Source organism: Streptomyces fumanus, assembly GCF_014655295.1.
Taxonomy (GTDB): domain Bacteria; phylum Actinomycetota; class Actinomycetes; order Streptomycetales; family Streptomycetaceae; genus Streptomyces; species Streptomyces fumanus.
In genome coordinates this window covers 113,450-126,236 of record NZ_BNBI01000010.1, presented here as the reverse complement: position 1 = coordinate 126,236, position 12,787 = coordinate 113,450, and the positions used below count along the sequence as shown (strand labels likewise).

Here is a 12,787-nt window from a genome sequence, read left to right as displayed (position 1 = left end):
CGGATGTTCCGTACACGAACCGGACCGGGCCGGATGACCGGTTAGGCGCTCTTGCCGATTCCGGGCATCTGTGCTGCTAGACCGGTGGCCAGGGGATCGCCGGCCAGTCCCCGGTGGGTTCCGGATGCCGGCCCGAGGCGAGCAGCGCGGCCACCCGGGCGCGGGTGGCGTCGATCTCGGCCGGGGTGATCAGCTCGGCCAGCCTGGTCGCGAGGGCGGCGCCGTCCTCGAGGGCGTCCCGCAGGGTGCCGAGGACCGCCACGGCCTCGGGGGTGAGCGGCTCGCCGGCCCAGCCCCACAGCAGGGTGCGCAGCTTGTTCTCGGCGTGGAAGGTGACGCCGTGGTCGATGCCGTACAGGCGGTCGCCGGCGGGCAGCAGGTGGCCGCCCTTGCGGTCGGCGTTGTTGATCACGGCGTCCAGCACCGCGAGCCGCCGCAGCTTCTCGTCGTCGGCGTGCACCAGCAGCGCGGTCCGGTCCTCGGCGACCTCGGCCAGCCCGATCGCCTTCCAGCCGGGCTCGGGCTCCTCGCCGTCCACCAGGGCGAGCAGGTCGGCGTCGGGCGTGGCCTCGATCCAGGACTGGACCATGCCCTCGCCGTACGGGCCGTCGCGCAGCACGGTGGGCGGCACCAGGCCCCAGCCGGTGGCCTCGGAGACCTCGTAGGCGGCCACCTCGCGCTGGGCGAGGGTGCCGTCGGGGAAGTCCCACAGGGGCCGCTCCCCGGCGACGGGCTTGTAGACGCAGGGGGCTTCCCGGCCGTCGAGGGAGACCACGCAGTACAGGGCCGCGTTGGAGGCGTCGCGGATCCGGCCGCGGACGGTCAGTTCGCCCTGGGTGAGCAGGTCGACGGCCGTCACGCTCCGCGGCGGTATCCGTTCTGGCGCGGACATACGTGTCCTTCCGGGTCGAGCGGGAGGCTGCACAGCGGGCACGGCGGCCGCCCGGCGTTGACGACGTCGAGGGCGCGCTTGGCGAAGGCCCTGGCCTGCGCGCCGGTGAGCCGGACCCGCAGCATCGGGGGGCCGTTCTCCTCGTCCTGCAGGAGCCGTTCCTCGGCCTCGGCGAGGTCCTCCTCGGAATCGGCGTCCAGTTCGACCAGGGCCTGCGCCTCGACGATCATGCGCTGGTCCTCGCCGTCCCAGGCGAGCGCCATGGTGCCGACCCGGAACTCCTCCTCCACGGGGGTGTCCAGCGGGGCGGTGTCGGTGACCTCCGCGGGGGCCACGGCGGGCACGGCCGCGCTGCCGCCGCTGCGCCGGACCACCTCGTCCAGCAGCTCGTCCATGCGTTCGGCGAGCGCGGCGACCTGGGTCTTCTCCAGGGCCACGCTGGTCACCCGGGAGCCGGCGATGGCCTGGAGGAAGAACGTACGGCGTCCGGGCAGTCCGACCGTGCCGGCCACGAAGCGGTCCGGTTGGTCGTAGAGGAACACCTGACGGGACACGTCCTGTCTCCATTGCGAGTCGGGGGTGGGCGTTACCGGGACCGCTTCACCCTACTGCGGCCGACGATCACGGTGCGCCCGCGCCGCCCCCGACGGTGGCGTCGCCGCCGTGCGGCTCCTCGGGCGGGGCCAGGGAGGTGAGGTCGCCGGTGTCGCCGAGGCGGACCAGGAAGGGCCGCAGCCGGGTGTAGCGGATCGCGGTGACGGAGCACGGGTCCACGTGGATGCGCTGGAAGAGGTCCAGGTGGAGGCCGAGGGCGTCCGCCACCAGCGACTTGATGATGTCGCCGTGGGAGCACATCAGGTACACGGCGTCGGCGCCGTGGTCGCGCTCCACGCGCGCGTTCCACTCGCGGACCGCCTCGGCGGCGCGGGTCTGCATGGCGCGCATCGACTCGCCGCCGGGGAAGGCCGCCGCCGAGGGGTGCGCCTGGACGACCTGCATCAGCGGCTCGTCGTTCAGCTCGGCGAGCTTGCGGCCGGACCAGTCGCCGTAGTGGCACTCCCCGATCCGTTCGTCGGTGTGCACGCGCAGCCCGGGGCGGGCGTCCAGCAGCGGCCGGATCGTCTCCTGGCAGCGCTGCAGGGGGCTGGTGACCACCTCGGAGACCGGCACTCCGGCCAGCCGCGCGGGCAGGGCGGCGGCCTGTGCGGCGCCGCGTTCGTCGAGGGCGACGCCGGGCGTCCAGCCGGCGAGCAGCCCCTCGGTGTTGGCGGTGGAACGTCCGTGCCTGACGAGGATCAGCGTGGGCATGCGCCAAGGGTAGGCGTACCGGACCGGGCACCGGTGCCCGGGCGAGGGGAGAATGGGTTCGGTGATCGTGGACTGTGCCATCTACCGGGACGGACACCGCTCGGGCGGCCCGGAGGACCTCTCCGACGCGCTCGGCGAGGCCCGGGCGGCGGGCGGCTTCGTGTGGATCGGGCTGCACGAGCCGTCCGAGCAGGAGTTCGACCACGTCACCCGGGAGTTCGGGCTGCACCCGCTGGCCGTCGAGGACGCCCTGAAGGCGCACCAGCGGCCCAAGCTGGAGGTGTACGAGGACTCGCTGTTCGTGGTCCTGAAGCCGGTGGTGTACGACGCGGAGCACGACACGGTGTCCACCGGGGAGCTGATGATCTTCCTGGGCGACGGGTTCGCGGTGACCGTCCGGCACGGCGAGGGCGCCCCGCTGGGGACCGTGCGGCAGCGGCTGGAGAAGGAGCCCGAGCTGCTCGGCGAGGGGCCCACCTCGGTGCTGTACGCGATCGCGGACGCCTGTGTCGACCACTACCTGGACGTGGCGACCGAGCTGGGCAACGACCTGGAGGAGCTGGAGGCGGAGGTGTTCTCGCCGGACAACGGCGGCTCGCGGAACACGGCGTCCAAGATCTACAACTTCAAGCGGCAGATCCTGGAGTTCCGCCGGGCGACGGTGCCGCTGGTGCCGCCGCTGACCAAGCTGGCGGGCCACGGGACGTTCGGCGTGGCGGTGCCGTTCGTCAACGACCGGGCGCGGCCCTTCTTCCGGGACGTGCACGACCACCTCACCCGGGTGAACGAGTCGGTGGAGGGGCTGGACCGGCTGGTCTCCGACATCCTCTCCGCGCATCTGGCGCAGATGAGCGTCCGGCAGAACGACGACATGCGCAAGATCTCCGCGTGGGCGGCGATGGCCGCGGTCCCCACGATGATCGCGGGGATCTACGGCATGAACTTCGACCACATGCCCGAGCTGCACTGGGTGTGGTCGTACCCGGCGGTGATCGTCGTGATGGCCGCCCTGGAGGTGCTGCTGTTCCGCCTGTTCAAGCGCCGGGGCTGGCTGTAGCGGGAGCGGGGGTCAGGCGAACTCGGCCGCCGGGGCGGCGGGGCCGCCGAGGGCGTCGCGCCGCTCGGGCGTCCGCAGGGTGACCATGCGGCGCCAGCCGCCCAGCCGCTCGTAGGCGTACACCGCGCGGATGCCGGCCGCCAGCAGCGCCGACCTGGCCCGGGACCAGCCCAGGAGGCGGCCCATGCGGGCCATCACCGCGAGGCTGACGTCCCGGTGGACGCGGATCTCGGCGAGCGCGCAGTCGCGCAGCGTCCGCTGGATGTACCGGCCGTGTCCGGCGGCGGCGAAGCGGAGCAGCTCCTCGTGGGTGTACGCCAGGTGGTTCTCCTCGTCGCCGGCGATCATCCGGACCGCCCGGCCGACGTCCGGGTGGTCGGCGAAGTACCGGCGCAGCATCTCCATCTGCTCGGCCGCCCGCTGCTCGGTGACCCTGCTGTGCGCCAGGTACGTGATGACGTCCCGCACGGTGAGCGGCCGGTCGGCCCTGAGCCGGTCGTGGGGGAGGCCGATGCCGCGCCGTTCCAGGAGCATCGTGTAGTCGGTCTCCGGGGGCACCTCGACCGGCTCCAGGCCGCGCTTCTTGAGCAGGGCGCGGAAGATGCGCCCGTGCTTGTCCTCGTCGGCGCCGTGCCGGGCGATCTTGGGGGCCAGGGCGCGCTCGCTCGCGGGCACCAGGGCCGCGATCCGGCCGTTCTCCCAGCCGCCCTGGGACTCGCCGCCGGCGGCGATCGAGCAGAAGAGACGGAACGACTCGTCGTGGTCGAGGATCTCCTGGAACAGACTCCTGGCCGAAAGCATCACCGGTCACCTCTCCTGCCTCTGCGCGGTCCGCAAAGAAAGAGTCAAGTCCGGGACGCGGGGTCCGGCAACAGGTACGTCGGACAACTCCGCCGGATGGAGGACGGCCGGGACCGGAGCGGGGCCGGCGCGGGGTCCGCTCCGGGCCGGCGCCGAGCCGGCGTGGGGCGTAACCACGCGCGCGTGGCGGCGTTGTTCCCCGTGACGGCCGTGGCGGGGAAGACCCCCGAGCCCCCACCACGGCCGCGAAAACCTCCCCGGGCGGGACCCGGCCCCTAGGCCAGCCCGGCGCGTTCCAGGGCCTCGGTGCCGGCCCGCAGCGAGGCGATCCGCTCCTCCAGGGTGAAGCCGGAGGGGGCCAGGGTCAGGGTGGTGACGCCGGCCGCGGCGTAGGCCCGCATCCGGTCCGCGATGCGGTCCACGGAGCCCAGCAGCGTGGTCCGGTCGATCAGGTCGTGCGGTACGGCCGCGGCGGCGCCCTGCTTGTCGCCGGCCAGGTACTTGTCCTGGATCTCGGCGGCCTCCTTCTCGTACCCCATGCGCTGGGCGAGCCGGTTGTAGAAGTTCTGCTTGCGGCTGCCCATGCCGCCGACGTAGAGCGCGGTGTACGGGCGGAAGGTGTCGGCGAGCGCGGGGACGTCCTTGTCGTCGCCGACGGCGAGCGGCACGGTCGGGCAGACGTCGAAGCCGTCCAGGGTCTTGCCGGCCTTCTCGCGCCCGGCGCGCAGCGGCTTGATCGCGGTCTCCTCCAGGTGTTCGGCCGAGGGGAAGATCAGCAGGGCACCGTCGGCGATCTCGCCGGTCTGCTCCAGGTTCTTCGGGCCGATCGCCGCGATGTAGAGCGGGATGTGCTCGCGCTGCGGGTGCACGGTCAGCTTGATCGGCTTGCCGGGGCCGCCGGGCAGCGGCAGCGTCCAGTGCTCGCCCTCGTAGGACAGGCGTTCGCGGGTCATCGCCTTGCGGACGATCTCGACGTACTCGCGGGTGCGGGTGAGGGGCTTGTCGAACTTCACGCCGTACCAGCCCTCGGAGACCTGCGGGCCGGAGACGCCGAGGCCGAGGCGGAACCGGCCGCCCGAGAGGGAGTCCAGGGTCGCGGCGGTCATCGCGGTCATCGCGGGCTGGCGGGCCGGGATCTGGAAGATCGCCGAGCCCACGTCGATGCGCTCGGTCTGCGCCGCGACCCAGGAGAGCACCGTGGCGGCGTCCGAGCCGTACGCCTCGGCGGCCCAGCAGACGGCGTACCCGAGGCGGTCGGCCTCCCGGGCGACGGCGAGGTTGTCCGCGTCCATTCCGGCGCCCCAGTAGCCGAGGTTGATCCCGAGCTGCATGGCCGATTCCCCTTACTGATCAGTAACGTCCCTGATGCACCGACCTTAGCGCGGTGGAACGGGTTGTCCAGGGGCCCCCACGGGGGAAGCCGTGGCCAGTAATCTCGGCGTTCATGGAGCAGAGGCATCTCGGCCGCACCGGCCTGCGCGTGTCCCGCATCGGTCTCGGCACCCTGACCTGGGGCCGGGACACCGACGAGCACGACGCGGCGGACCTCTTGAAGACCTTCTGGGAGGCGGGCGGCACGCTCGTGGACACCGCGGACGTGTACGGCGACGGGGAGGCCGAGTACCTGCTGGGGCGGCTGATGGAGGGCCTGGTGCCGCGCCGGGACCTGGTGATCTCCACCAAGGCGGGCAGCGTGCCCGACCCGGACCGGCGGTTCGACGGCTCGCGCGCCCATCTGCTCTCCGCGCTGGACGCCTCGCTCGCCCGGCTCGGCACCGACCACGTCGACGTGTGGCACATCCACGCCTACGACCCGCACACCCCGCTGGAGGAGACCCTGCACGCCCTCGACCTGGCGGTGAGCAGCGGGCGCGCCCGGTACGCCGGGGTGTCCAACTTCTGCGGCTGGCAGTTGGCCAAGGCGGCGACCTGGCAGTTGGCGGCGCCGGGGGTGCGCAACCGGCTGGCGAGCACGCAGCTCGAGTACTCGCTGGTGCAGCGCGGGATCGAGCGGGAGGTGCTGCCGGCCGCGCTGGACCTGGGCATCGGGCTGCTGCCGTCCTCGCCGCTCGGGCGGGGGGTGCTGACCGGCAAGTACCGGGGCGGGGCGACGCCGAGCGACTCGCGGGGGGCCTCGGAGCACATGGCGCCGTTCGTCGCGCCCTACCTGGACGACGCGGCGAGCCGGATCGTGGACGCGGTGGCCACGGCGGCGGACGGGCTGGCGGTGACCCCGCTCCAGGTCGCGCTGGCCTGGGTGCGGGACCGGCCCGGGGTGGTCGCGCCGATCGTCGGCGCGCGCAACGCGCGGCAGCTCACGGCGGCGTTGTCAGTGGAGGCGCTTAGTCTTCCTGACGAGATCTGCCGGGCCCTGGACGATGTGTCGGAGCCCGTGCACCGCTATCCCGATCACGACTGGAGCACGCTGTGAGCACGGAACCCGAGCCCACCGAGGAGGCCACGGCCGCCCCCGAACCGGCGACACCGGGGACCACGGAGGGCGCGGGGGCGCCCGGCGGTGAGCGGGGCGGGGCCACGGAGGCGGAGGCGCCCGGCGGGGGGCAGGACGAGGCGACGGACGCGGAGGCGACGGCGGGGGGCGAGGTGCCGACGGAGGGCGATGTGCCGGCCGGCGGTGAGGCGCCGGCCGAGGGCGAGCCGCCTGCCGGGGGCGACGCGGCGGTCGAGAGCGGCACCGGAGCCGACGGCGACACCGCGGCCGACGGCGGGGTGCCGGGCCGGGGCGAGGCCGGTGGAGGTACCGGTAAGGAGTTGTCCGAAGCCGAGGCCGAGTTGCTCGCGCAGCAACTGGAGCGGGAGCGGATCGAGCGGCGCAAGGCGGAGAAGAAGGCGCCGGTGGCGGCCGGGGCCAAGCTCAGCGGGACCGCGGCCGAGCTGCTGGCCGCCGTCCGTGCCGTGGAGAGCGGCGAGAAGCCGCCCGCGGCGGTCTTCGCCGAGCCCCGGCCGGCCCCGCGCCGCCCGGCGCCCGAGCCGGTACGGCGGCCGGTGCCGGTGCCGGACCGGTCGGCGGGCGCTCCCCCCGCACCCGCGCCCGAGGCCGTCCAGGCGGTACGCGCCGTACTGACCGCGGGCGGCGCCCCCGAGGCGCTCGCGCCCCAGGTCGTCGCGGCGCTCGGCGAGGGCGCGGACGAGGCGCTGCGCGCCGACCCCTGGCATCTGCTGCGGGTCGCCGGGGTCCGCCCCGAGCAGGCGGACGGCTTCGCGCGGGCGCTGCTCGGCGCGGAGTGCCGCCCGGACGACGAGCGGCGGGGCCGCGCGGTCACCGTCTGGCTCCTGGAGCAGGCCGCGCTGGCCGGGCACACCGCCCTGGAGCTGCCGAGGCTCACCGCCACGCTCGCCCAGCGCGGGGTGCCCGACCCGGACGCCGCCGTGCAGAGCGCGCTGGCGGAGGGCGAGATCCTGGCCTTCCAGGACGCCCTGGAGGAGCCCGGCGCCCCGCCCCGGCGGGAGCCGGTGGCCGAGGAGGGCGACGAGGGCGAGGAAGGCGAGGAGAGGGGGCCGGTCCGGGTGCTCGTCGGCCTGGAGCGGTACGCGCTCGCCGAGGAGAGCCTCGCCGACGGCCTGGCCCGGCTGGCGACCTCGGTGCCCAAGCAGGACGGCTCCACCGCCGACTGGGAGGCCGCCGCCGCCTCGGCGGAGGGCTCCGCCGCCGACCTGATCCGCGCGGTCGCCGGTCACGGCCTGGTCCTGCACACCGGCGGCGAGGCGTCCCTGGCCGAACCGGCGGCCCTGCTCTGCGCCGCGCCCGGCCTCGGTCTGCGCGCCTGGGCCGCCTCCCCGAGCCCGGCCGGACGCGCCCGCTTCGCCGGTCTGCTGGGCCCGGGGCCGCAGGAGGCGCCTCTGTGCACCGTCGCCGGGCTGCTGGCCGGGACGGAGGGCCCGGGCCGGGACCCGGACGGGGCCCTCGACCTGGACCTGCTCATCGTCTTCGACGCGCCGCAACTGGACGTGGAGTCGGCGGCGCTGCTCGCGGAGTCCCTGGCGGACGGGGCGCGGCTGGTGCTGGCGGGCGACCCGGCGGTGCTGTGGTCGGTGGGCCCCGGGCGGGTCTTCGCCGATCTGCTGGCGGCCCGGGTCTGCCCGCAGATCGCCTCCCGCCGGCCCGATCCCGGCCCGCTGGGCGAGCTGGTCTCGGGCATCGGCATCGGCGAGCTGACCCAGGTCGAGGCGCCCGGCAAGGAGGTCGTGATCGTGCCGGTGCGCGATGCCGGTGAGGCCGTGCACCGCACCGTGCAGCTCGTCGCGGACTCGGTGCCCCGCGCGATCGGCGTGCCCGCCGAGGAGACCCAGGTGATCACGCCCGGACACGGCGGCGCGGTCGGCACCCGCGCGCTCAACGCGGCGCTGAAGGAGCGGCTCAACCCCGGCCCCGGCCGCTTCGGCGGCTTCGACCCCGGCGACCGGGTCGCCTACTCCCCCGTACCGGGCCGTACGCTGCCCGGCCGGGTGGTGGGGGCCGACGCGGAGGGGCTGCGGCTGTCCTGCGCGGGCGGGACCGTGGTCGTACCGAAGGAGCGGGTGGCCGGTTCGGTGCGGCACGGGTGGGCGCTGACCGCGCACCAGGCGGCCGGCGGCCGGTGGCCCGCGGTGGTCGTGGTGCTGCCCGGCGACGCGGTGCCGGCGCTCAGCCGGCCCTGGATCTACACGGCGTTCGGGCGGGCGGTCCGCCATCTGTCCGTGGTGCAGGGTGTGGAGCAGGCGCTGCCCCGGGCCGTGGCGGAGATCACGGCCAAGCCGCGTACCACCCGGCTGCCGGTGCTGCTCGCCCCGCAGGTGCCGGCCCAGGGCTGAGGACGGCGACGGCGGTGGCCCGGGGAGGTGTCTCCCCCGGTCACCGCCGTCGTAGCGGGTGCCGGCCGGCTCAGCGGTCGGCGTCCAGTGGTTCCAGGTCCTCGTCCTCGTCCACGAGTTCCTCGTCCAGGTCGGTGTCGAGGTCGTCGTCCCGCACGGTGTGCATCGGGTCACCGAGGTCATCGTCGTCGTCGAGGTCGTCGCCGATCTCGTCGTCGAAGACCGCGCTGACGTCGAACCGGCAGATCACCCGCTGGGGGTCGGCCTGTTCGAACGGTGCCTCCAGCCACTCGCCGGCCTCGGGCGGTTCGTCGGCGGCCGTCACCCAGAGCGTGGAGTCGCCCTCCTCCAGGCCGAACTCCTTGTGCCGGGAGGCGATCTCGTCCGGTTCGAACTCGCCGAACAGGATGCCGAGCGCCCCGTGGACGGTGCTCGCGGTGTCCACGGCCGGGCCCTCGTCGTCGTCAGCCGCCGCCACCCGCCGGGCCTGCGCCAGCAGCCGCTGGGGCTCCGCCACGGCGTAGTCGCGGCGGATCAGCACGCTCAGCGCGTTCGGTTCCTCGGGCCCGGTGTACGGCGGCATGGTGTCCTCCGCGCCGGGGATCTCGAAGGGGGTGACCTCGTCGTAACGGTCGTAGAGCAGCTCGTCGTACGCCTCGGCGGCAGCGGCCAGGTGGTTGAACGCCTCGTAGACGGCCGGGTCGTCCTCACCCGACCGTTGCTCGACCGCGGCCAGGTGGCGGTCGAGCGCGGTCTTGACCGCCTCGGCGGCGGCGCGTACCTCGGCAGCGGTGGGCTGCACAGCATCAGACATACTGCAGACGCTATCCGTACCGGGCCCCAGCCCGCACAATAGATGCGATGCCGGAATACGAATTTGTCGACGTGTATCTGCCACGCGGGGTCTCCCGCAAGGAGACGACGCGTCTGCTGACCGACCACGCCGAGTACGGACACTGGGAGTTGTACCGCCTGAGCCTGTTGCGCGACGGCAGCCGCAGGGTGCGGTTGCGCCGGCGGATCATCCGCCAGGTCCGCGCCACCTGGTGAACCGGGACGGGCCCGGGGCCACCGAGACGGAGCGGGCCCCGCCGGGGCGGGGGCCGCTCCGCTCGTGCGCGGGCGTTCAGGCCGAGGCGCGCGCCCTGCGGTAGAGCAGCGCACCGGCGAGCACCGCGCCGGCACCGGCCGGGACGGCGAGGCCCAGCGGCAGGTCACTGCCGGTCTGCGCGAGCTGCGCTTGGGGCCGTGAGTGGGTGACGGGCTGGGTGATGGGCTTCTCGTTCGAGCCGGGCGGGGTGCCGGGGTGTCCGGGCTGCTCCGGGGTGCCGGGCTCACCGGGCTGTCCCGGTTCACCAGGCTGTCCGGGTTCACCGGGTTCACCGGGCTCGCCAGGCTGACCCGGCTCTCCGGGCTCACCGGGCTCTCCCGGCTCCCCAGGTTCACCGGGCTCTCCCGGCTCTCCCGGCTCCCCGGGCTGGCCCGGTTCACCCGGTTCGTCGCCCGGCGGCTTCGGGTGGTGGTGATGGTGATCGCCGTTGCCGCAGGCGTTGCCCATCGTCGGGTTGCCGACGCCGATGACGTCGACGCTGTTGCCGCAGGCGTTGACCGGCACGTCCACCGGTACCTGGACGTCGTTGCCGGAGGCGACCCCCGGCGAGTCGGTGGCGTGCCCGTCGGCGCTGGCGCCGCCGCCGTGCGCCCCGTGGCCGCCGTCCCGGTTGGCGCAGGAGTTGCCCATCGCGGGGTTGAGGACGCCGACGACGTCGACGGTGTTGCCGCAGAGGTTGACCGGCGCGTGCACCGGCGCCTGCACCGTGTTGCCGGAGAGCACGCCGGGCGATCCCGTGGCGGAGCCGTGGGCCCCGGAGCCCGTGGCGTGGGCGGTGCCGCTCACGGCGGCGAGCACGCCGGTGGCGGCGGCCATTGTCATCAGGCCCTTACGGGTGACCTGTCGCATGTGCTGAATTCCCTGCCTTCGACCTTGTGCCGACGAATCCTCGGCATTTCGCAGTTCCGAAAGGCCGGTCGGCCCCGAAACGCGTGGCGCGCGCTCCGGGGCCGACGGGCTCAAGCCCTCACGGGGCGAGGCACAACGTCACTTGTTGATGCAGGTGTTGCCGAAGGTGGGGTTCAGCACCCCGATCACGTCGACCGTGTTGCCGCAGATGTTCACCGGCACGTGCACGGGCACCTGGACGACGTTCCCGGACGCGACGCCCGGGGAGTGGGCGGCGGCACCCTGGGCGCCGGAGTCGGCGACGGCCAGTCCCGCACCGGCGAGAACGAGACCACCGGTGGCGGCGGCAGCGGCGACGACCTTCTTGAACATTATTCCTCCTAGTTGGCAAGCGCGACCCAAAATGCGGATCACATGACCAGTAACGAGGAGGGAGTAATGGGGCTACGAGCGTATGGTCGCATTCACCCTTCCCGGTCGGGTCCCGTACGCCCGACCGATTAACGGAGTGTCGTTTCAGTTGCCCAAATCAGGACGCATCGATGAAGCGGTCCAGGACGCGCACGCCGAACTTCAGGCCGTCCACCGGGACCCGCTCGTCCACGCCGTGGAACATGCCGGCGAAGTCCAGCTCCGGCGGCAGCTTCAGCGGCGCGAAGCCGAAGCCCCGGATGCCGAGGTCGTCGAAGGACTTGGCGTCGGTGCCGCCGGAGAGCATGTAGGGGATGGCCTTGGCGGCCGGGTCCTCCGCGACCAGCGCGGACTGCATGGCGTCCACCAGCGCCCCGTCGAAGCTGGTCTCGACGGCCTTGTCGGCGTGCACGTCCTCGCGGCGCACCTTGGGGCCGAGGATGCTGTCGAGGTCGGCGAGGAACTCCTCCTCGTGACCGGGCAGGAACCGTCCGTCGACGTGGGCGGTGGCCTCGCCGGGGATGACGTTGACCTTGTAACCGGCGCCGAGCTGGGTGGGGTTGGCGGTGTTGCTCAGGGTGGCGCCGATCAGCTTGGCGATGCCGCCGAGCCGGGCGAGGGTGCCCTCCATGTCCTCCGGGTCCAGCTCGGTGCCGAGGGCGTCGCCGAGTTCGTCGAGGAAGGCCCGGGTCGTCTTGGTGACCCGGACGGGGAACTTGTGCCGGCCGAGGCGGGCGACGGCCTCGGACAGCTCGGTGATGGCGTTGTCGCGGTGGATCATCGATCCGTGCCCGGCGGTGCCGGCCACGGTCAGCTTCATCCAGTGCATGCCCTTCTCGGCGGTCTGGATCAGATAGAGCCGGCGCTGCTCGCTGACGGTGAAGGAGAAGCCGCCCACCTCGCTGATCGCCTCGGTGACGCCCTCGAAGAGGTCGGGGTGGTGGTCGACCAGGTACCGGGCGCCGTAGGTGCCGCCCGCCTCCTCGTCGGCGAGGAAGGCCAGGACGATGTCGCGGGGCGGCTTGCGGCCGCTGCGCAGCCGGTCGCGGACGACCGCGAGGGTCATCGCGTCCATGTCCTTCATGTCGACGGCGCCGCGCCCCCACACGCACCCGTCGGCGACCTCGCCGGAGAAGGGGTGGTGGGTCCAGTCGTCGGCGTTGGCCGGAACCACGTCGGTGTGGCCGTGGATGAGCAGCGCGGGCCGGGTCGGGTCCGCGCCCTCGATCCGGGCCACCGTGGAGGCGCGGCCCGGGTGGGACTCGAAGATCCGCGGCTCCAGGCCCACCTCGGCGAGCTTCTCGGCGACGTACTCCGCCGCCTTGCGCTCGCCCGGTCCGGAGTGGTCGCCGTAGTTGCTGGTGTCGATCCGGATCAGCTCGCGGCAGAGGTCCACGACCTCGTCCTCGCCGGTGACGCCCCTGGTCGTGCCCGTCTCGCTCACGTGCTTCCTCCCGCTGTCACTGCTGGTGGGTCCCCCTCATCCTCCCTCTCCGGACAGGTGGCGCCCAAGACCGGTCCCGGCCCGTCACACGCCGTTCACACC

Annotated in this window: 13 protein-coding genes; 4 read left to right on the top strand and 9 right to left on the bottom strand. The window is 73.8% G+C overall.

Annotation, left to right across the window (positions count from 1 at the left end):
• Positions 1-76: 76 nt before the first annotated feature.
• The 3 genes from IE316_RS22705 to IE316_RS22695 all read right to left on the bottom strand — a co-directional run bounded on the left by IE316_RS22705 (position 77) and on the right by IE316_RS22695 (position 2,200).
• Positions 77-892, bottom strand: a complete 816-nt coding sequence (locus IE316_RS22705) for an SCO1664 family protein (RefSeq protein WP_190206287.1) — start codon at positions 890-892, stop codon at positions 77-79.
• Positions 856-1,446: a DUF3090 domain-containing protein gene (locus tag IE316_RS22700; protein WP_190206286.1), complete on the bottom strand. Its 591-nt coding sequence runs from the start codon at positions 1,444-1,446 to the stop codon at positions 856-858. The genes IE316_RS22705 and IE316_RS22700 overlap by 37 nt, the downstream gene beginning before the upstream one ends.
• 67 nt (positions 1,447-1,513) lie before the next feature.
• Positions 1,514-2,200, bottom strand: a complete 687-nt coding sequence (locus tag IE316_RS22695) for a histidine phosphatase family protein (protein ID WP_190206285.1) — start codon at positions 2,198-2,200, stop codon at positions 1,514-1,516.
• Positions 2,201-2,261: 61 nt separating this feature from the next.
• On the opposite strand from IE316_RS22695, the gene corA reads away from it, so the two are divergent.
• Positions 2,262-3,257: a magnesium/cobalt transporter CorA gene (gene corA / locus IE316_RS22690; protein WP_190206284.1), complete on the top strand. Its 996-nt coding sequence runs from the start codon at positions 2,262-2,264 to the stop codon at positions 3,255-3,257.
• A 12-nt stretch (positions 3,258-3,269) separates the two neighbouring features.
• On the opposite strand, the gene IE316_RS22685 is transcribed toward corA, so the two are convergent.
• Positions 3,270-4,058: a ferritin-like domain-containing protein gene (locus IE316_RS22685; protein ID WP_190206283.1), complete on the bottom strand. Its 789-nt coding sequence runs from the start codon at positions 4,056-4,058 to the stop codon at positions 3,270-3,272.
• Positions 4,059-4,333: 275 nt separating this feature from the next.
• Entirely contained in the window at positions 4,334-5,389 is a 1,056-nt protein-coding gene (locus tag IE316_RS22680; RefSeq protein WP_190206282.1) for an LLM class F420-dependent oxidoreductase, read from the bottom strand.
• A gap of 113 nt (positions 5,390-5,502) precedes the next feature.
• Between IE316_RS22680 and IE316_RS22675 the strand changes: the two genes are divergently transcribed.
• Complete coding sequence (locus IE316_RS22675; protein ID WP_190206281.1) at positions 5,503-6,489, top strand: aldo/keto reductase; 987 nt, start codon at positions 5,503-5,505, stop codon at positions 6,487-6,489.
• Positions 6,486-8,870 carry a helix-hairpin-helix domain-containing protein gene (locus IE316_RS22670; RefSeq protein ID WP_229910522.1) on the top strand — a complete coding sequence of 795 codons (2,385 nt, stop codon included), beginning with the start codon at positions 6,486-6,488 and terminating at the stop codon, positions 8,868-8,870. The genes IE316_RS22675 and IE316_RS22670 overlap by 4 nt, the downstream gene beginning before the upstream one ends.
• Before the next feature lie 70 nt (positions 8,871-8,940).
• Here the strand turns inward: IE316_RS22670 and IE316_RS22665 are convergent, their stop codons facing one another.
• Positions 8,941-9,684: a hypothetical protein gene (locus IE316_RS22665; protein WP_190206280.1), complete on the bottom strand. Its 744-nt coding sequence runs from the start codon at positions 9,682-9,684 to the stop codon at positions 8,941-8,943.
• 47 nt (positions 9,685-9,731) lie between these two features.
• Between IE316_RS22665 and IE316_RS22660 the strand changes: the two genes are divergently transcribed.
• Positions 9,732-9,920 carry a DUF5703 family protein gene (locus IE316_RS22660; RefSeq protein ID WP_190206279.1) on the top strand — a complete coding sequence of 63 codons (189 nt, stop codon included), beginning with the start codon at positions 9,732-9,734 and terminating at the stop codon, positions 9,918-9,920.
• A gap of 76 nt (positions 9,921-9,996) precedes the next feature.
• Here IE316_RS22660 and IE316_RS36110 read toward each other — a convergent pair whose 3' ends face one another.
• From IE316_RS36110 to IE316_RS22645, 3 genes are all read right to left on the bottom strand, one after another.
• A complete protein-coding gene (locus tag IE316_RS36110) occupies positions 9,997-10,830 on the bottom strand; it encodes a chaplin (protein ID WP_190206278.1) in 834 nt (277 codons plus the stop codon).
• Between the two features lie 138 nt (positions 10,831-10,968).
• Positions 10,969-11,202, bottom strand: a complete 234-nt coding sequence (chpH, locus tag IE316_RS22650) for a chaplin ChpH (protein WP_190206277.1) — start codon at positions 11,200-11,202, stop codon at positions 10,969-10,971.
• Positions 11,203-11,359: 157 nt separating this feature from the next.
• A complete protein-coding gene (locus IE316_RS22645) occupies positions 11,360-12,685 on the bottom strand; it encodes a M20/M25/M40 family metallo-hydrolase (RefSeq protein WP_190206276.1) in 1,326 nt (441 codons plus the stop codon).
• Between the last annotated feature and the right edge of the window lie 102 nt (positions 12,686-12,787).